15 protein-coding genes are annotated in these 16,666 nt (G+C 61.8%); 13 read left to right on the top strand and 2 right to left on the bottom strand.

All coding sequences use genetic code 11. The annotated features are described in order from the left end of the window. Positions 1 to 55: 55 nt before the first annotated feature. Genes EEB13_RS25030 through EEB13_RS24985 form a run of 10 tightly spaced genes read left to right on the top strand, consistent with a single transcriptional unit; the run spans position 56 to position 10,255 of the window. Entirely contained in the window at positions 56 to 820 is a 765-nt protein-coding gene (locus EEB13_RS25030) for an MlaE family ABC transporter permease (RefSeq protein ID WP_033232294.1), read from the top strand. A gap of 55 nt (positions 821 to 875) precedes the next feature. After that, the gene (locus EEB13_RS25025) at positions 876 to 1,727 is read left to right on the top strand and encodes an MlaE family ABC transporter permease (RefSeq protein WP_141486498.1); all 852 of its coding nucleotides are present in this window, start codon (positions 876 to 878) and stop codon (positions 1,725 to 1,727) included. A gap of 12 nt (positions 1,728 to 1,739) precedes the next feature. Further along, positions 1,740 to 2,921: an MCE family protein gene (locus EEB13_RS25020; protein WP_033232292.1), complete on the top strand. Its 1,182-nt coding sequence runs from the start codon at positions 1,740 to 1,742 to the stop codon at positions 2,919 to 2,921. After that, on the top strand, positions 2,921 to 3,940 hold the full coding sequence (locus EEB13_RS25015; protein ID WP_033232291.1) for an MCE family protein: 1,020 nt from the start codon (positions 2,921 to 2,923) through the stop codon (positions 3,938 to 3,940). The genes EEB13_RS25020 and EEB13_RS25015 overlap by 1 nt, the downstream gene beginning before the upstream one ends. After that, the gene (locus EEB13_RS25010) at positions 3,937 to 4,995 is read left to right on the top strand and encodes an MCE family protein (protein ID WP_033232289.1); all 1,059 of its coding nucleotides are present in this window, start codon (positions 3,937 to 3,939) and stop codon (positions 4,993 to 4,995) included. Before EEB13_RS25015 ends, EEB13_RS25010 begins: the two co-directional genes overlap by 4 nt. Beyond that, on the top strand, positions 4,992 to 6,293 hold the full coding sequence (locus tag EEB13_RS25005; RefSeq protein WP_141486497.1) for an MCE family protein: 1,302 nt from the start codon (positions 4,992 to 4,994) through the stop codon (positions 6,291 to 6,293). Before EEB13_RS25010 ends, EEB13_RS25005 begins: the two co-directional genes overlap by 4 nt. Next, positions 6,293 to 7,534, top strand: coding sequence for an MCE family protein (locus tag EEB13_RS25000; RefSeq protein ID WP_033232286.1), 1,242 nt, complete (start codon positions 6,293 to 6,295; stop codon positions 7,532 to 7,534). The genes EEB13_RS25005 and EEB13_RS25000 overlap by 1 nt, the downstream gene beginning before the upstream one ends. After that, entirely contained in the window at positions 7,531 to 8,928 is a 1,398-nt protein-coding gene (locus tag EEB13_RS24995) for an MCE family protein (RefSeq protein WP_033232285.1), read from the top strand. Before EEB13_RS25000 ends, EEB13_RS24995 begins: the two co-directional genes overlap by 4 nt. Further along, a complete protein-coding gene (locus tag EEB13_RS24990; RefSeq protein WP_141486496.1) occupies positions 8,928 to 9,710 on the top strand; it encodes a hypothetical protein in 783 nt (260 codons plus the stop codon). Before EEB13_RS24995 ends, EEB13_RS24990 begins: the two co-directional genes overlap by 1 nt. Beyond that, positions 9,707 to 10,255: a twin-arginine translocation pathway signal gene (locus EEB13_RS24985; RefSeq protein WP_033232284.1), complete on the top strand. Its 549-nt coding sequence runs from the start codon at positions 9,707 to 9,709 to the stop codon at positions 10,253 to 10,255. The genes EEB13_RS24990 and EEB13_RS24985 overlap by 4 nt, the downstream gene beginning before the upstream one ends. Before the next feature lie 72 nt (positions 10,256 to 10,327). Here the strand turns inward: EEB13_RS24985 and EEB13_RS24980 are convergent, their stop codons facing one another. Continuing rightward, complete coding sequence (locus EEB13_RS24980) at positions 10,328 to 11,803, bottom strand: trehalose-6-phosphate synthase (RefSeq protein WP_275586642.1); 1,476 nt, start codon at positions 11,801 to 11,803, stop codon at positions 10,328 to 10,330. A 116-nt stretch (positions 11,804 to 11,919) separates the two neighbouring features. Further along, entirely contained in the window at positions 11,920 to 12,099 is a 180-nt protein-coding gene (locus EEB13_RS24975) for a hypothetical protein (protein ID WP_371851322.1), read from the bottom strand. Between the two features lie 169 nt (positions 12,100 to 12,268). On the opposite strand from EEB13_RS24975, the gene EEB13_RS24970 reads away from it, so the two are divergent. The 3 genes from EEB13_RS24970 (at position 12,269) to EEB13_RS24960 (ending at position 16,663) form a co-directional block, all read left to right on the top strand. Further along, positions 12,269 to 14,020, top strand: coding sequence for an ABC transporter ATP-binding protein (locus EEB13_RS24970; RefSeq protein ID WP_045068717.1), 1,752 nt, complete (start codon positions 12,269 to 12,271; stop codon positions 14,018 to 14,020). Further along, positions 14,017 to 15,777, top strand: coding sequence for an ABC transporter ATP-binding protein (locus EEB13_RS24965; RefSeq protein ID WP_033232281.1), 1,761 nt, complete (start codon positions 14,017 to 14,019; stop codon positions 15,775 to 15,777). Before EEB13_RS24970 ends, EEB13_RS24965 begins: the two co-directional genes overlap by 4 nt. 82 nt (positions 15,778 to 15,859) lie before the next feature. Continuing rightward, on the top strand, positions 15,860 to 16,663 hold the full coding sequence (locus EEB13_RS24960; protein ID WP_045068722.1) for an alpha/beta fold hydrolase: 804 nt from the start codon (positions 15,860 to 15,862) through the stop codon (positions 16,661 to 16,663). The last annotated feature ends 3 nt before the right edge of the window (positions 16,664 to 16,666 follow it).

Below are 16,666 nucleotides of genomic sequence, written 5' to 3'. Positions count from 1 at the left end.
GGGGCTGGACTATGCAAACAGACAGTGTTGCGGCAACAAGAGACGAGGAGGACGGATGGTAGACCTCGTCGAGGTGCCATTACGGGCGGTCGGTGGCTTCTTTCAGATGTCAGCGGAAACCTTGCGGGCAGTCTTTTCTCGTCCCTTCCAGCGTCAGGAATTCATCGATCAGGCCTGGTTCGTAGCCCGGGTCTCGATGGTCCCCACCGTGCTGGTCGCCATCCCGTTCACCGTGCTCGTCAGCTTCACCATCAACATCCTGTTGCGGGAGATCGGCGCTGCCGACCTCAGCGGTGCGGGAGCCGCGCTCGGCACCGTCACACAGGTCGGCCCCATCGTGACAGTCCTCATCGTCGCCGGCGCCGGCGCCACCGCAATCTGCGCGGACCTCTCCGCCCGTACCATCCGCGAAGAAATCGACGCGATGAGAGTGCTCGGCATCAATCCGATCCAGCGGCTTGTTGTGCCTCGGGTGCTTGCGTCCACCGGAGTGGCCCTGCTGCTCAACGGCCTGGTCATTACCATCGGCATCCTCGGCGGTTTTGTGTTCTCGGTATTCATCCAGGACGTCAACCCCGGAGCATTTGTCAACGGCATCACCTTGCTGACCGGATTCGGCGAGCTGATGCTCTCGATGGTCAAGGCTGGACTCTTCGGCATGATCGCCGGACTTGTCGCCTCGTATCTCGGGCTCAACGTCAAGGGCGGCGCCAAGAGCGTCGGCGACGCCGTCAACCAGACCGTCGTGTTCGCCTTCATGGCGCTGTTCGTCGTCAATGTGCTCATCACCACCATCGGTATCAAGTTGACGGCCGGATGAGGCGCACGGCGAGCAGGAGAACTGTGACACACCACGACGGACGGGAGGCGTACTGATGGCATTGGCAGCAGCAGGGCGTTTCCCGCGAACTCGGCGGCAGATTCGATCCGTCTCTCGCGGCGTCGACAGCATCGGTGATCAGGCACTGTTCTTCGCGAAAGCAATCGGACACGCACCAAAGGCTTTGATGCGTTATCCACGCGAGACACTTCGCTTGATCGCCGAGATCAGCATGGGAACCGGAGCACTGGCCGTCATCGGTGGCACCGTCGTGATCGTCGGCTTCCTGACTCTCTTCACCGGAGCCACCATCGCCGTGCAGGGCTACAGCTCGCTCGGAAACATCGGCGTCGAGGCACTGACGGGATTCTTCGCAGCGTTCATCAACGTTCGTATCGCCGCACCCGTCATCGCGGGAATCGGTTTGGCCGCCACCATCGGTGCCGGCTCCACCGCGCAACTCGGAGCGATGCGTGTGTCGGAGGAGATCGACGCCCTGGAGACGATGGCCATCCCGTCCATCCCGTATCTGGTCAGCACCCGTGTCATGGCCGGCATGATCGCCATCATCCCGTTGTACTCGCTGGCAGTGATTGCGTCGTTCATGGCCAGCCGTTTTGCGACGGTGTACCTGTACAACCAGTCCGGCGGTGTGTACGACCATTACTTCACAACCTTTCTGATACCCACGGACATATTGTGGTCGTTTGCGCAAGCGATAGTCATGGCCCTAGCGGTCATGTTGATTCACACCTACTACGGCTTCAACGCGACCGGTGGCCCGGTCGGCGTCGGCGTCTCCGTGGGTAATGCGGTGCGCGCCTCACTGATTGCGGTTGTCACCGTCACCCTGCTCATCTCACTCGCCATTTACGGTGGGTCCGGCAACTTCAACTTGTCGGGATAGGGGACGGAGAGAATGACAGTTCCCAGGTGGCACAAGAAACTTGCCGCGGCCGGTTTGATCCTCGGACTCGCGGCAATCGTGGCCGTCGCACTCACCATGTTTGCGGGCGGCTTCACCGAGAGCACCCCCATCACCGTGATGTCCGCTCGCGCCGGTCTTGTCATGGAACCGGACGCCAAGGTGAAATTGCGCGGCGTGCAGGTGGGCAGCGTCGAATCGATTTCCCTCGACGGAGATCAAGCGAGTCTGCAACTGGCGATGTATCCCGACCAGATGTCGAAGATTCCGTCCAACGCCGGCGTGGAGATCAAGTCCACCACCGTCTTCGGAGCCAAGTACGTCAACATCGTCATCCCGGACGATCCGTCGACACAGCCCATTCAAGAAGGTGCGGTCATTACCTCCGACAGCGTGACCGTCGAGTTCAACAGTGTGTTCGAACATCTTTCGGAGGTACTGGCCCAGGTCGAGCCGGAAAAGCTGAACGCAACACTCGGTGCTATTTCGACGGCACTCAACGGCCGCGGCGAAGCACTCGGCGAGGTTCTCGAATTGGGCGACACCTACTTGCAGAAGATGAATCCCACGCTGCCGCAACTGCAAGAGGATCTGGCGAGCGCGGCCACGGTCACCAACCTGTACGCGGACGTGGCACCGGACCTACTGCGCATCCTCGACAACGCAACCACTACAAGTGGTTCCATCGTGGCCGAGCAGGCCAACCTGGATCTGCTGTTGCTCAACATCACCGGCCTCGCCAACACCGGTAACGCCTTGCTGACCGACAACGAGCAGGACCTCACCACGTCCCTGGACACCCTGACGGCAACCACGACGCTGCTCGAGGAATACTCACCCGGTCTGACGTGCTTCCTCGTCGGATTGAACGACGGGCGCATCAAATTCGAGCCCATGGCCGGCACCGGTGACAAAGCGGCCTTGATGCTCAGTGCGAGCTTCATGTGGGGTGCAAAGGCGTACACCAATCCGGAGTCCCTTCCCAAGGTTGCCGCATCGGGCGGCCCGAATTGTTACGGCTTCCCCACCTTCGATCCGAAGGTCGACGGTAAGGCCCCGTTTGCGGTCACCAACACCGGAAACGTGCCGTTCGTGCCCAACACGGAGTTCGAGGTGACGGTTCCGACGATCTTCCAGTTCCTCTTCGGGGACTCTTACGAACAGGACGGGGAGTGATGAGACCGACAACGGTAAAGCTCTTGATCTTCACACTCGTCATGTCGGTGATTTTTGCCGGACTGGCCATCGTGTTCAGTCAGGTGCGATTCAGCAGTAGCAACGGTTTTCACGCCACGTTCGCCGATGTTTCCGGTCTGAAGTCCGGCGACAAGGTGCGGATCGCCGGTGTTCCGGTCGGATCCGTGACGGGCGTGTCCATCGATGATTCCAACCAGGCTGAAGTCAGCTTCGACGTCGATACCCAGTACTCGTTGATGAAGAGCACCAAAGCGACGGTCCGCTACGAGAACCTGGTCGGCGATCGCTACATGGAGCTACTGGAAGGCACCGGTTCGACCGAATCTTTGTCGTCCGGCGGTTCGATTCCGGTTGATCAGACATCGCCCGCTCTGGACCTGGATCTGTTGCTCGGTGGTTTCAAGCCGCTCCTGCGCGCGCTGGATCCTCAGCAAGTCAACGATCTGTCAGGAGCGCTGCTTCATGTCCTGCAAGGCCAGGGCGGAACTCTGGTTTCTCTTCTGGGAAACACCAATTCGTTCACCAATACGCTCGCGGATCGCGACCAGTTGATCGGTGACGTGATCACCAATCTCAACGACGTTCTCGGGACGATCAATGACAAGGGCGATCAGTTCTCCACCACGATCGATCAACTCCAGCAGTTGGTGAGTGGTCTGGCGCAGGACAGCGGTCCGATCGCAAATTCGATCACCGAAATCGCGGGTGCAACAGGGGATCTTGCGGCGCTACTGGGAGCTACCCGTCCGGACATTCAGACGTTGATCGGTGAAACCAACCGCACGATGACACAACTCGATCTGGGCAAGGAAGACATCAACACCGCACTCGCGCGTCTGCCCTCGGACTACCAGAAGCTGATCCGCGTCGGAACCTACGGTTCGTTCTTCCAGTTCTATCTGTGCGCCAACACCTTCAAATTCTCCGGCCCTGACGGAACCACGATCGTCCTGCCCACGGCAGTACAGACCACGGGAAGGTGCGCGAAGACACAATGAGTCCTGCCCGTGAACGAAATCCCGTACAGATCGGCGTCGTCGGTCTGGTCCTGGCTGTCGCGACGGTCGGTGCCACACTGCAATACGATCAGCTCCAGTTCCTGTCCGGCGGTATCCGGCACTCCGCTTACTTCGCCGACGCAGGCGGTTTGGTTGCCGGTGACAACGTGACGCTGGCAGGCGTCAACGTCGGCAAGGTCAGCGAGGTCGAACTCGACGATCAAAGCGTGCTGGTCACCTTCACCGTCCAGGACGGCATTGCACTCGGAGAACAGACGTCAGCCGACATCAAGACGAATACCGTGCTTGGCCGCAAGTCGCTGGCCGTTCGGTCCGAGGGGCCGGGGCTGTTGCGCACCGGTACGCCGATCCCCTTGGAACGCACCAACTCTCCGTACTCACTCAACGAAGCACTCGGGGATCTCGGTACCACCGCGGCGGAACTCGACACAGAACAGATCAACGATTCTCTCAACGCGATCTCGGATACGCTTGCCGACACCCCGCCGGAGTTGCGGGGAGCCCTCGACGGCATGACTCGGCTCTCGCAGAGCATCAACGCGCGAGACGAAAGTTTGCTCCAATTGCTCTCGCGCGCTGAGGATGTCACCAAGATTCTCGCGGATCGCAGCGGGCAGATCGACTCTCTGCTGGTGGACGGAAACAAGCTGTTCGGTGAGCTGAGCTTGCGCCGTGACGCGATCAGTGAGCTGATCGTCAACACCTCAGCGGTATCACGTCAGCTCTCGGGGTTGGTTGTGGAGAACGAGGCCCAGATGGGTCCCACCCTCGAGAAGCTGAATTCTGTTGCCGAGGTTCTTCAGAACAACAAGGACAACATCTCCGGCGCGCTCGACGGCCTCGGCCCGTACATCACGGCACTCGGCGAGACCGTGGCAAGCGGACCGTTCTTCGACGCCTTCATCATCAACATTCTTCCCAGTAACTGGTGGAAGACCCTGGTGGACAGCAGCGTTGATCCCGAACAAATTCCGTCGGATCTCGAGGACTTCTTTCCCGGGATTCCGCCGACGATCAGGGGGCCAGGAGAATGACCGACACAACAGCCTCCACCGGCTCGCGTAATAAGTGGGTACTGATCGGCGCTGCGGCGCTGGTCGTGCTACTCGTCGCGGCCGCGGCTTACCTTCTGATTCCGGGACTGGGCAAGACCAAGATCTCCGCCCACTTCGTGTCCACGACGGGACTGTACGAAGGCGACGTCGTCCGCGTACTCGGCGTCAACGTCGGCAAGGTCACGAAGATCGAGCCTCGAGATCAGGACACCTACGTCGAGATGGCTGTCGACCGCGGCGTCGACGTACCAGCGGACGCTCAGGCTCTCATCGTCGCGCAGAGCCTCGTTTCTGCGCGGTTCGTTCAGCTGACCCCGGTGTATTCCGGTGGTGACCAGATGCCAGACGGTGGCGTTATTCCGATCGAACGCACCGCGGTCCCGGTCGAGTGGGACGAGATCAAAACGGAACTTGCCAAACTCTCCGAGGCACTAGGCCCGGAAGGTATCGACGACGAAGGTTCATTGGGACGCTTCATCAATACGCTCGGCGACAACCTCGAGGGCAACGGAAAATCCATTCGGATGACGTTGCGCGAGTTGTCCGCCACCATGCACACACTGTCTGAAGGCCGGACGGATCTCTTCTCCACCATCCGTAACCTGCAGGCGTTTGTCACCGCGCTGTCCTCGAGCAACGAGCAGATCGTGCAATTCAGCGGACATCTCGCTTCGGTCAGCAGTGTTCTCGCAAGCAGCTCCGACGAATTGGGCACGGCCCTCAGCGATCTCGACCTCGCGGTGGGTGACGTCCAGCGGTTTGTCAACGACAATCAGGCAGCTCTGAGTGAATCGGTGGCGCGGTTGGCCGACGCGACCCAGGTCCTGACCGACAAGCGCCCCGAGATCGAACAGGTGCTCCACTCGGGCCCGACATCGCTGGCCAACTTCTACCAGATCTACAAGCCGGCGCAGGGCAGCATGACCGGTGCAATTGCACTGAGTAACTTCAAGAATCCGATTCAGTGGATCTGCGGATCCATTCAAGCCATCGATACCGGTCCAGCTGAGAGAAGTGCCGACCTGTGTAAGGAGTATCTCGGCCCGGTGCTCAGCACGCTCATCATGAATTACCCGGGATTCCTCTTCAACCCGGTCTCCGGAGTCCAGGCCTTCCCGGACCAGATCGTGTACACGGAGCCCGGTTTGGAAGCGGCGGCAAGTCCGGGTCAGGCCGCGTCGGCCCCGCAGGCGGCAGCAGATCCGTTGAACGGCGTGCCGATGCCGTCCGTGCCCAAGGACCTCACCGAACTCTTCAACATGGGGGGAGGCAACTGATGCGCGCCAGAGGTAAAGCAGTAGTGGTGACGTTAGCCGTCGGCGTTGCTCTCGGCGCCAGTGGTTGTGAATGGAACGGGCTGAACTCCGTGCCGATGCCCGGCACCCAGGGCCGAGGCGAGGGGTCGTACGAGGTTCAGATCGAGATGCCCAATGTCACAACCCTGTCGCAGAATTCACCTGTCCGGGTGGACGACGTGGCCGTGGGGAGCGTCTCCAATATCGAGGTCCAGGGCTGGCATGCTCTGGTGACGGTGTCGCTCAACCCCGAGGTCGAGTTGCCCGCCAACGCGACCGCGAAGATCGGGCAGACCAGTTTGCTCGGATCGCAGCACATCGAACTGGCTCCGCCGGTCGAGGAGGCGCCGGAGGGGCGTCTCGAGGCCGGCGACGTCATTCCCCTCGAACGAGCGGGTGCCTACCCGACCACCGAGCAGACGCTGTCTTCGTTGTCCGTCGTACTGAACGGTGGCGGACTAGCACAGGTGCAGGACATCACCACGGAATTGAACGCGGCACTCATCGGGCGAGAGGATGCTGTTCGCGACTTGCTCCCGCAACTCGATCAGCTCGTCGGAAGCCTCGACAAGCAACGCGGAGACATCATTTCGGCGATGGAAGGTATCGACCGGCTGTCGTACACCGTCGAGGCGCAACGTGACACTCTGAACAAGGCGCTCGACGGAATCCCCCCGGCACTGGACATCCTGGTGGCACAACGTCAGGACATCACCAACGCGTTGACGTCCCTCGGCGGCCTGAGTGAGGTGGCCAGTCGCGTCATCAACGAAAGCGGCGAGGATTTTGCCACCAATGTTCGGTCGCTGTCGCCAACTCTGAAAGCACTTGCCGATTCCGGTAATGCGCTGACGCAGGTGCTCGGGGTTCTGCTCACGTTCCCGTTCCCGCAAAACGGAATCGACAACGTCATTCGAGGCGATTACGCCAACCTGGCCATGACCATCGACTTGACGCTGCCGCGACTCGACGCGAACTTCCTCACCGGTACACCGCTGGCAGGTTCCCTAGGGGGCCCGGAAGGTGTTCTCGGCACGCAAGCGGGGCTGGGCGGGCAGGCAGGCAACCCGTTGAGTGATCCACTCAGGCCGGCAGCAGCTCCGGCTCCCGCAGCTCCGGCTCCGGCAGCAGAGGCTCCCGCGGCGGACCCGAACACCATCACGATCCCGGGACTTCCGCCGATCACCATTCCAGGACTTCCTCAGGGGGCACCAGCACCATGATGCTCACAAAGTTCGTCCGCATCCAGCTTGTCATCTTCGCGGTATTGACCGTCATCGGTCTGGTCGTGATGGCAACACAATACGTACGTGTTCCAGCGATGATCGGGATCGGACGCTACGCCGTCACCGTCGAATTACCGTCCACCGGTGGTTTGTACAAGAACTCCAATGTGACGTACCGCGGCCAGAGCGTCGGCGTCGTGAAGGCCGTCGAGTTGTCGCAAACCGGTGTGAACGCCCAGTTGTCCATGGACAGCGGAGTCGAGATTCCGGCTGACGTCGACGCCGTGGTCAAAAGCGTGTCCGCGATCGGCGAGCAGTTTGTCGATCTGATCCCGCACACCGACTCCTCCGGTGCCATCGTCGTATCCGGTCATCTGGAGAACGGCTCCGTCATACCGGTTGACCGCAGTTCCGTGCCCCAGGATGTCGGCGCGTTACTCGATCAGGCAGATCTGTTGCTGCAGAGCATCTCCGACACAAAACTCAAGACCGTCATCGACGAATCCTTCAAGGCGTTCAACGGTGCGGGACCGGATCTGCAGAAGCTGATCGACTCGGCTCGCCTGTTCGTCGAAGAAGCGAACAACAACTCCGACGCCACCAAGACGCTGATCGAGCAGGCCGGACCGCTGCTCGACACCCAGATTGTCAGCAGCGACGCTATCCGTTCGTGGACAAGCGATCTGGTGACCTTCACAGACCAGTTGCGAGCCAGTGACCCGGATCTGCGGGCGATTATCCAGAAGGGCCCGGCAGCGGCGTCCGAGGCCAATGCACTTCTCCAGGATCTTCAACCCACATTGCCGATTCTCTTGGCGAACCTGGTGTCCGTCGGTGAGGTCGGGGTGTTGTACAACAACGCAATCGAGCAGATCCTTGTCATCTACCCACCGCTGTCCGCAGCGCTCGTTACGGTCGCCGGCTCCGGAAACCCCGCGGATGGCGCCTTGGTCGACTTCCACCTCGAAGTCAACGATCCGCCGCCGTGCACCACAGGATTCCTCCCCGCCGAGGAGTGGCGCAGTCCCGCAGACGAATCACCGATCGCAACTCCGTCGGATCTGTTCTGCCGCATAGCCCAGGACTCGCCGATCGCCGTGCGCGGAGCACGCAACCTGCCCTGCGCCGAATTCCCGGGGCGCCGCGCCGCGACAGTGGAACAGTGCCGGACCGGTTACGAGCCCCTGGGTACCAATCCGCAGACCGGGCCGCCGCAACCGATCACCGCGACCCCCAGTTCCTATGCGTCGGAACCTGGCGTCACCGCACGTCGGTACGATCCGACTACAGGCACGTACATAGGACCCGACGGGAGGACGTACTCGCAGCCGAAACTCGGTGCCGGCGGAGACATCAGTCTCGAAGAGTTCATGAAGGGTCAGCAAGGTTGATGAACGAAGAAGAACCCAAGCAGCGGGTGCGCCGTCGCGCGTCCCGGAGCGCCGGACCGACCGGCGCCGATACAGACGCAGCGTCGACGGTAGTTTCCAGTGAAACGGCAGTGCCCAGTGAAAAGCCAGTGCCCAGTGAAAAGCCAGTGCCCAGTGAGAAACCGGTTGAACAACCTGTCGCACTGACCAAAACCGAAGCGAGTGTCAGTGCACCGAAGTCGCAGGCTGAAGAGCCGAAGGCACCTGCGGCGGTGTTACCGGATTCCGAGGGTTCGGCTCCGGCAACAAAGCCACCGAAGTCCCGGAAGTTGGTCGGCGGGATAGTCCTGGCATCCATTGTCGCGCTGGTGTTTGCGGTGGTGTCTGTACTGCTCTTGGTGGATCGCAGTAAGGCCTCCAGCGCTGAGGAAGAACGGTCTGCATATATCGCCGGTGCGCGGACCACAGCGCTCAACCTGACGACTCTGCATTCGGAGACTGCGGGCGCCGATCTCGACAAGTTCTTGGCCGGCACCACCGAGGAATTTCAATCGCAACTCGACGGACGTAAGGACTCGTTTGTCGACGTTCTCGGACAGGTAGGCGTCCAGACGGACGGCGAGATCCTCGAAGCCGGGTTGGAAAAGATCGACGGCGATTGTGGAACCTCGCTCGTCGCGGTGCGTGCAATGCAGAAAAACGCGGAGCAACCCGAGCCCGAGGAACGCAACTATCGCCTGCGAATCACCATGTGCGATACCGACGGGCAGCTCCTTGCCTCGAATGTGGAGTTTGTGCCATGACCCCGGAGACGACAGACCCAGCAACTACAGCTACAGGCGCGACGTCCGCGCGCGTGTCACCATTGACCATCGTCTTGTGCGTGATCAGCGCGCTGGCGATTGCACTGGCAGGCTTGTCGGCGTATCTGTACTTCGGTCCGGACGGAACTCGGGATCTGGCGGCCACGGACAACACCAGAGAAGAAGTGGTGCAAGTGTCCTCGGACCAGGCAGTCGCGATGTTCCAGTACGACCACAACAATGTCGATCAGCAATTGCACTCGGCAACAGAAGGATTGACCGGCGATTTCCAGAATCAGTTCACCGAGTTGATCGAGTCGGTCATCATTCCCGGCGCGCAGGAGAAGGCGCTGACCGTCCAGGTTGTCGTACAGGGCGCGGCAGTTCTCGATGCCGCACCGGATACCGCCACCACGATGCTCTTCCTCAATCAGATTACGACGTCGAAGGATTCGCCGGAGGCAGTCGCCAGTGGCAGCCGCGTCAAGATGGGGCTGGAGAAGCAGGATGGTCGCTGGTTGGTGAATAGCGTTCAGCCGTTCTGATCGACACATGCTCGACATGAAACAACCCGGCCGAGGGAGTCCCCTCGGCCGGGTTGTTTCATGCCGGCGTACTCAGTTGTTGTCGTCGATTTCGTGGTTCTCGTCCGGTGCGATCAGTGCCGGCCCCGCAGCGCCGCCGTGCGCGAGAGCGTCGAGGAACGAGTGAGCCCAACGGTCCACGTCATGAGTGAGTACCTGACGGCGCAGGGCGCGCATGTGGCGTCGTCCGTCTTCCTTCGGCTGGTTCAGTGCTTCCACCATGGAGTCCTTGACGTCGTCGAGGTCATGGGGGTTGCACAGGAATGCCTGACGCAATTCTGCTGCCGCACCGGTGAATTCGCTGAGCAGTAGAGCGCCGCCCAGGTCGCTGCGGCACGCTACGTATTCCTTGGCAACCAGGTTCATGCCGTCGCGAAGTGGGGTGACCAACATGAGGTCGGCGGCAACAAAAAACGCAATGAGTTCGTCGCGGTCGACCGGTCGGTGGATGTAGTGGACAACAGGGCGGCCGACTTCACTGAACTCGCCGTTGATGCGGGAGACCATCTGCTCGATGTCGCCGCGCATCTGGACGTAGCTTTCGACGCGCTCGCGGCTGGGAGTTGCCAACTGGATCATGACGGTATCGGCGGGATCTATCCGTCCGTCGATGAGTAGTTCGTGCAGTGCGTTCAACCGGACGTCGATGCCCTTGGTGTAATCGAGGCGGTCGACGCCGAGCATGATCTTCTTGGGGTTGCCGATTTCTTTGCGAATCTGCTTGGCGCGGTCGCGAATTGCCTTGGAGCGTGATCGCTCGTCGAGCTTGCCGGAGTCGATGGAGATGGGGAACGCGCCGACGCGGACGGTGCGGAAACCCACCTGCACAACACCAAGTTTGGAGCGGACGCCGACGTTGCCGCGTGAAGTTTGTTGTCCCGCAAGCCGCCTGGCGAGGAAGAGGAAGTTCTGTGCGCCGCCGGGAAGGTGGAAACCGATGAGGTCGGCGCCGAGGAGGCCTTCGATGATCTCGGTTCGCCACGGCATCTGCATGAACAGTTCGACCGGCGGGAACGGAATGTGCAGGAAGAACCCGATGGTGAGGTCGGGGCGCAGCATCCGCAGCATCTTCGGTACGAGTTGAAGTTGGTAGTCCTGGATCCAGACCGTCGCGCCGTGGGCCGCAGCCTTGGCGGTGGCTTCGGCGAAGCGGCGGTTGATCTCGACGTACGCGTTCCACCATTCGCGGTGGTACTCGGGCTTGACGATGACGTCGTGATAGAGCGGCCAGAGCGTGGCGTTGGAGAAGCCTTCGTAGTATTCGTTGATCTCGGTGGCGCTGAGCGGTACCGGGTACAGCTCCAGTCCGTCTTCGACAATGGGGTCCATGTCGGCGTCGGCAACACCGGCCCAGCCGACCCACGCACCTTGCTTGCTACGCAAGATCGGTTCGAGAGCGGTGACCAAACCACCGGGACTGCGCTTCCATCTTGTGGAACCGTCTGGCAACCGCTCCAGGTCGACGGGCAGGCGGTTCGCTACTACGACGAACTCGGCCTGCCCGGACACGGTCTTCTCTGCGGAGAGAGCAACTGCGTCGTCAGAGGGGATTGAGCTGGCCGATTCCGGACTGACAGACACGTGGTTCCTTCTCGTTAGGTATAGGTGAGAGACTCGATCGAGATTCAGTCGAGCTTGCTGACGGGGCTGATTCCGAGCATCGAGAGCAGCATCCTGCACTCGTCGGCGTCTTCCGCGTACGCAGCGACAACGCGCTGTGCCATACGGGCGGTTTCCTCGGCTACGGTCTCGATTTCCTCGTCCGGGATCTCGACTTCGGCTTCGACGGTCGTCTTCTCAGACATCATGTTCCTCTCGTGCTTGCCTGCACGGCGCAAGCAATGGTTCCGCAAGCAATGGTTCTACAGCGACTCTATGAGAACTGGGCACGTCAACGCTAGTTGCTCATGCATTAGGGTCGACTTACTTCTGTGTCTACCGGACATTCTCGTCCCTATCAATGCTTGGAGTTCCATGAGCACGACCCAGGTGAGTGAAGCCGTCGATTCGGGTGAATCAGGCGCAGGTAAAAGCAGTGGGGCTGCGATTTTGCGTCGAGTTCTCGTGCGTAATCGGGGACCGCTGGCCATCGGCACCGTTCTGGTGTGCCTGCATCAACTCGCCGAAACCGCGGTGCCGATTTCGATCGGTGTCATCATCGATCGGGCAATCGAGACTTCGGACACCACCACGCTCGTCGTGTCGATCTGTGCGCTCGGTGCGTTGTTTCTCGTGCTCACCGCAGCCTGGCGGTTCGGTGCTCGGTTCATCGTGACGGCGATGCAGCAGGAGGCACACAGATTGCGCCTCGAAGTGGCACACCGCGTTCTCGACCCGCGAGGTGTACACACGAACCTGCGATCCGGCGAATTGCTCACGGTATCGACGTCCGACGCGGAACAGGCGTCCTGGATAGCCGACATCGTGCCGCGGGCAGCAGCGGCACTGACCGCCGCGGTGGCGTCGGCTGTCGCGTTGCTGTGGATCGACGTCACGCTGGGGCTGGCGGTGTTGATCGGCACCCCGGTCATTCTCGGTCTACTGCAACTGTCGGCGCCGCTGATCACGTCCCGCGCGACGGGGAAGCAGGCGTCGATCGCCCGGGCATCGGCAATGGCAACGGACTTGGTGAGTGGACTGCGGCCGCTCCGCGGCATCGGCGCGGAGAAGTCGGCGTCCGATCGCTATCGCGGTGCAAGTCGCGAAGCCCTCGCATCTGCGGTCCACACGGCAAAGGCCACTGCGATCTACACCGGTGTGTCGGCGACGGTCAGCGCTTTGCTTGCTGTGGGGATCGCCGGTTGTGCCGGCTACTTCGCATTGCAGGGCCGAATCTCGGTGGGGGAGTTGATCACCGTGGTCGGACTGGCGCAGTTCTTTCTCGAACCGCTCGGCCTGCTTGCTTCTCTCCCCGGATATTTTGCGGTTGCCCGCGCGTCGTCCGATCGGTTGGCGTTGGTGCTCGACGCCGATCCGATCCTGACCCCGGGCTCGGTGACCGAGACACCGGGCTACGATCTGACTCTCGAAGGGCTGCAATTCCGTTCACTCGGCGGCGTCGATCTGCACTGCGACGCCGGCGAATTGTTGGGGGTCGTGGCGTACCAACCGCAGGACGCCGAGGCGCTGGCCACGGTGCTGTCCGGGCAACCGGGCGCACACGAGTACCGAGGTTCTGTGCGGATCGGCGGAATTTCGCTGCAGGACATGGACTTGGCACTGGCCAGGCGCACCGTGCTGGTGGAACCGCACCTGACCGATCTGTTCGGGGGTTCGCTTGGCTCCAATCTCGCAGCTGGCGCAGGCGATGCGCAGTCCTCGGATCTGGGGGAGGTGCTGGCTGCCTCGGCCGCCGCCGATGTCGTCGACTCCCATCCCCATGGACTCGACCTCGAGGTCACCGACCGCGGAGCCAGCCTGTCCGGCGGTCAACGGCAACGGGTCGCGCTGGCACGCGCGTTGCTCACGAAGGCGCCCGTGCTGGTGCTGCATGATCCGACAACCGCGGTGGACGCGGTAACGGAAGCGTCGATTGCGGCAGGCATCGCGGAATTGCGCCACAGCGGAACAGCGCTGCACACCACGATCCTGATCACGAGCAGCCCGGCGTTGCTGGCGGCAACGGATCGTGTGGTCGTTCTGGATCGGGGAGTAGTAGTGGCACAGGGGACGCATGCCGAACTCGCTCACCACGACACCGACTATCGAGGGGCGGTTCTGCGATGACCGGGAAAGAGACACGCGAACTGCTGCCGATCGCGGGCGGGCGCGAAACCTGGCAGTGGTTGAGGTCGGAGTTGGTGCAGCGGAAGCTGCAGAGTTTTCTTGTTGTGGCGGTGTCGGCCGCAGCGGCCGCGATGGCGTTGGTACCGATCTATGTGTTCGGTGTCCTGGTCGATCGGGTTCGTGAGGGTGCTCCCACGTCGACAATTCTGACGGTGGTGGCGATCATCGCGTCGGCGGCCGTCGTTGGTGGTGTTTTCACGGGATACGCGTCGTATCTGGTCAAGAGGCTGGGTGAGAACATCCTCGCGGATCTACGCGAGCGCACCGTCGACCGGGCACTGCGGTTGCCTGTGCCGACGCTGGAGAAGGTCGGTAAGGGTGATCTGCTTTCTCGCGTCGGCGATGACGTTGCCGTGATCGCCAAGGCAGTCTCCGAGGTGATTCCGAACCTGATCGGAGCCGTTCTGCTGGTCGCGCTCAGCATGGTGACCATGCTCGGTCTGGACTGGCGTCTGGGACTGGCCGGTCTGGTGGCGCTCCCGATGTACGCGATGGCGCTGAAGTGGTACCTGCCACGATCGGCGCCGATCTATGCGGCCGAGCGTGTGGCGATGGGTGCACGTTCGCAGGCATTGATCAGCAGCGTGCAAGGTGTCCGGACGGTGCGGGCCTACAGCCTGGAGAAGGAGCACCTCGGACGGATCGACGACGCGTCGGCGAAGGCCCGCGATCTTGCGGTGGGAGTGTTCGGCCTGTTCACCAGGTTCGCCGGGCGCGGGAACCGGGCCGAGTTCGTGGGCCTGTCCATGATCCTTGTTGTCGGGTTCCTGCTGGTGCGCGACGACATCGTGACTGTCGGCCAGACCACAACGGCAGCATTGCTGTTCCACCGCCTGTTCAATCCGATCGGTTCGCTTCTCTACACCTTCGACGAAGTGCAGTCGGCGGGCGCGAGCCTCGCACGCCTTGTGGGTGTCGTGGATATCCCGGAACCCGACCGCGCCGACATCGACGTGGCCGAACCTCACGATCGCTCACTGACATTGCGGGACATCAGGCACAGCTACGACGGCCGCGAGGTTCTCCACGGCGTCAGTCTCACTCTGGCCGCGGGGGAGCGGGTGGCGCTGGTCGGCTCGACCGGTGCCGGGAAGTCGACGGTGGCGGCGATCGCCGCCGGATCGTGGGCACCGACGTCGGGAAGCGTGCTGATCGGTGGTGTTGCGTTGGCCGGCGTCGCTGACCTACGACGCCACATCGGCATTGTCAGTCAGGAAGTGCACGTATTTGCCGGCTCGCTGATCGAGGACCTGCGTCTCGCAGCGCCCGAAGCGTCCGAGGAGGACGTGATGTCGGCGCTGAAGACCGTCGGGGCGTCTGCGTGGGTGGCGGCCTTGAGTGACGGTCTTGCAACCGTTGTCGGCGAAGGTGGGCACGAGATGACGGCGTCGCAGGCACAACAGTTGGCGTTGGCCCGGTTGGTTTTGGCCGACCCGGCTGTTGCGGTGCTGGACGAGGCGACGGCGGAGGCCGGAAGTGCTGGTGCCCGCGAATTGGAGGCAGCTGCTGATGCGGCGACGGCCGGGCGGACCACTCTTGTTGTCGCTCACCGACTTACGCAAGCGGCGGCAGCGGACCGGGTGATCGTGCTCGAGCACGGACGGATCGTGGAGGAGGGGCCGCACCTCGAGCTGGTGGCTGCGGGCGGGCGGTACGCGCACCTGTGGACAGCATGGGAAGGTCGCGAGACGCGATAGTGTTGCCGCAAGCGGGGGAGCTTCGGTCAACCCGAAATCAGGCTGAGAAATGCAGCGGCAGAACACGAGGAGGAAGGCAGCTATGACGGTCGCCACTATCAACGGAATCCCGATCAATTACCAGGTCAAAGGTGATGGGGATCTGGTGGTGCTCATCATGGGTACTGGAAGTCCTGGGCGGGTGTGGGATCTTCACCAGACCCCCGCACTCGTTGCGGCGGGGTACCGCGTCTGCACCTTCGACAACCGTGGAATCGCGCCGTCCGGTGAGAGCGTCAGCGGTATCACGATGCCGGACATGGTTGCCGACACCGCAGGATTGATCGAGCATCTCGGTGGCGGCCCTGCGTACGTGATCGGAACGTCGATGGGTGCCCGAGTGGCTCAGGAACTCACGTTGGCCCGTCCGGACCTGGTCCGCAAGGCAGTGTTCCTCGCCGGCCATGCTCGGATGGATCACTTCCAGCAGACGCTGTCCGAGGGGGAGCGCGAGTTGGTCGACAGTGGCGTCGAGTTGCCCGCAAAGTATCGAGCGGCAGTAACAGCAGTGATGAACCTGTCGCCCACTACTTTGGCTGACGAGCGCTCAGCCCGGGACTGGCTGGACATTTTCGAATTCTCCGGTGGCACAACAGCACCCGGCGTTCGAGCTCAGCTGAACATGGATCGCTCGTTCGATCGCCGTAGTGAGTACCGGGCGATCATGCGTCCCTGCCTGTCCGTTGCCTTCGCCGATGACCGGATGATTCCGCCCTTCCTTTCCCGCGAGGTTGCAGACTGCATCGCTACCGCGACGTACGAAGAGATCCCGGACACCGGTCACTACGGTTACCTCGAGCGACCGGATGCCGTGAACAAGGTGCTGATCGACTTCCTGGCCGGATAACCG

It is taken from the genome of Rhodococcus sp. WS3, assembly GCF_003797085.1.
Taxonomy (GTDB): domain Bacteria; phylum Actinomycetota; class Actinomycetes; order Mycobacteriales; family Mycobacteriaceae; genus Rhodococcus_F; species Rhodococcus_F globerula.
Note: the sequence above shows the minus strand (reverse complement) of the source record. Positions and strands in the feature narration are given on the sequence as shown.

Excerpts from the sequence above, each read along its gene's own strand:
- EEB13_RS25030 (WP_033232294.1), top strand. The coding sequence starts at position 56 with ATGGTAGACCTCGTCGAGGTGCCATTACGGGCGGTCGGTGGCTTCTTT.
- EEB13_RS25015 (WP_033232291.1), top strand. The coding sequence starts at position 2,921 with ATGAGACCGACAACGGTAAAGCTCTTGATCTTCACACTCGTCATGTCG.
- EEB13_RS25020 (WP_033232292.1), top strand. The coding sequence starts at position 1,740 with ATGACAGTTCCCAGGTGGCACAAGAAACTTGCCGCGGCCGGTTTGATC.
- EEB13_RS25025 (WP_141486498.1), top strand. The coding sequence starts at position 876 with ATGGCATTGGCAGCAGCAGGGCGTTTCCCGCGAACTCGGCGGCAGATT.
- EEB13_RS25010 (WP_033232289.1), top strand. The coding sequence starts at position 3,937 with ATGAGTCCTGCCCGTGAACGAAATCCCGTACAGATCGGCGTCGTCGGT.
- EEB13_RS24990 (WP_141486496.1), top strand. The coding sequence starts at position 8,928 with ATGAACGAAGAAGAACCCAAGCAGCGGGTGCGCCGTCGCGCGTCCCGG.
- EEB13_RS24975 (WP_371851322.1), bottom strand. The coding sequence starts at position 12,099 with ATGTCTGAGAAGACGACCGTCGAAGCCGAAGTCGAGATCCCGGACGAG.
- EEB13_RS25000 (WP_033232286.1), top strand. The coding sequence starts at position 6,293 with ATGCGCGCCAGAGGTAAAGCAGTAGTGGTGACGTTAGCCGTCGGCGTT.
- EEB13_RS24965 (WP_033232281.1), top strand. The coding sequence starts at position 14,017 with ATGACCGGGAAAGAGACACGCGAACTGCTGCCGATCGCGGGCGGGCGC.
- EEB13_RS25005 (WP_141486497.1), top strand. The coding sequence starts at position 4,992 with ATGACCGACACAACAGCCTCCACCGGCTCGCGTAATAAGTGGGTACTG.
- EEB13_RS24985 (WP_033232284.1), top strand. The coding sequence starts at position 9,707 with ATGACCCCGGAGACGACAGACCCAGCAACTACAGCTACAGGCGCGACG.
- EEB13_RS24960 (WP_045068722.1), top strand. The coding sequence starts at position 15,860 with ATGACGGTCGCCACTATCAACGGAATCCCGATCAATTACCAGGTCAAA.
- EEB13_RS24995 (WP_033232285.1), top strand. The coding sequence starts at position 7,531 with ATGATGCTCACAAAGTTCGTCCGCATCCAGCTTGTCATCTTCGCGGTA.
- EEB13_RS24970 (WP_045068717.1), top strand. The coding sequence starts at position 12,269 with ATGAGCACGACCCAGGTGAGTGAAGCCGTCGATTCGGGTGAATCAGGC.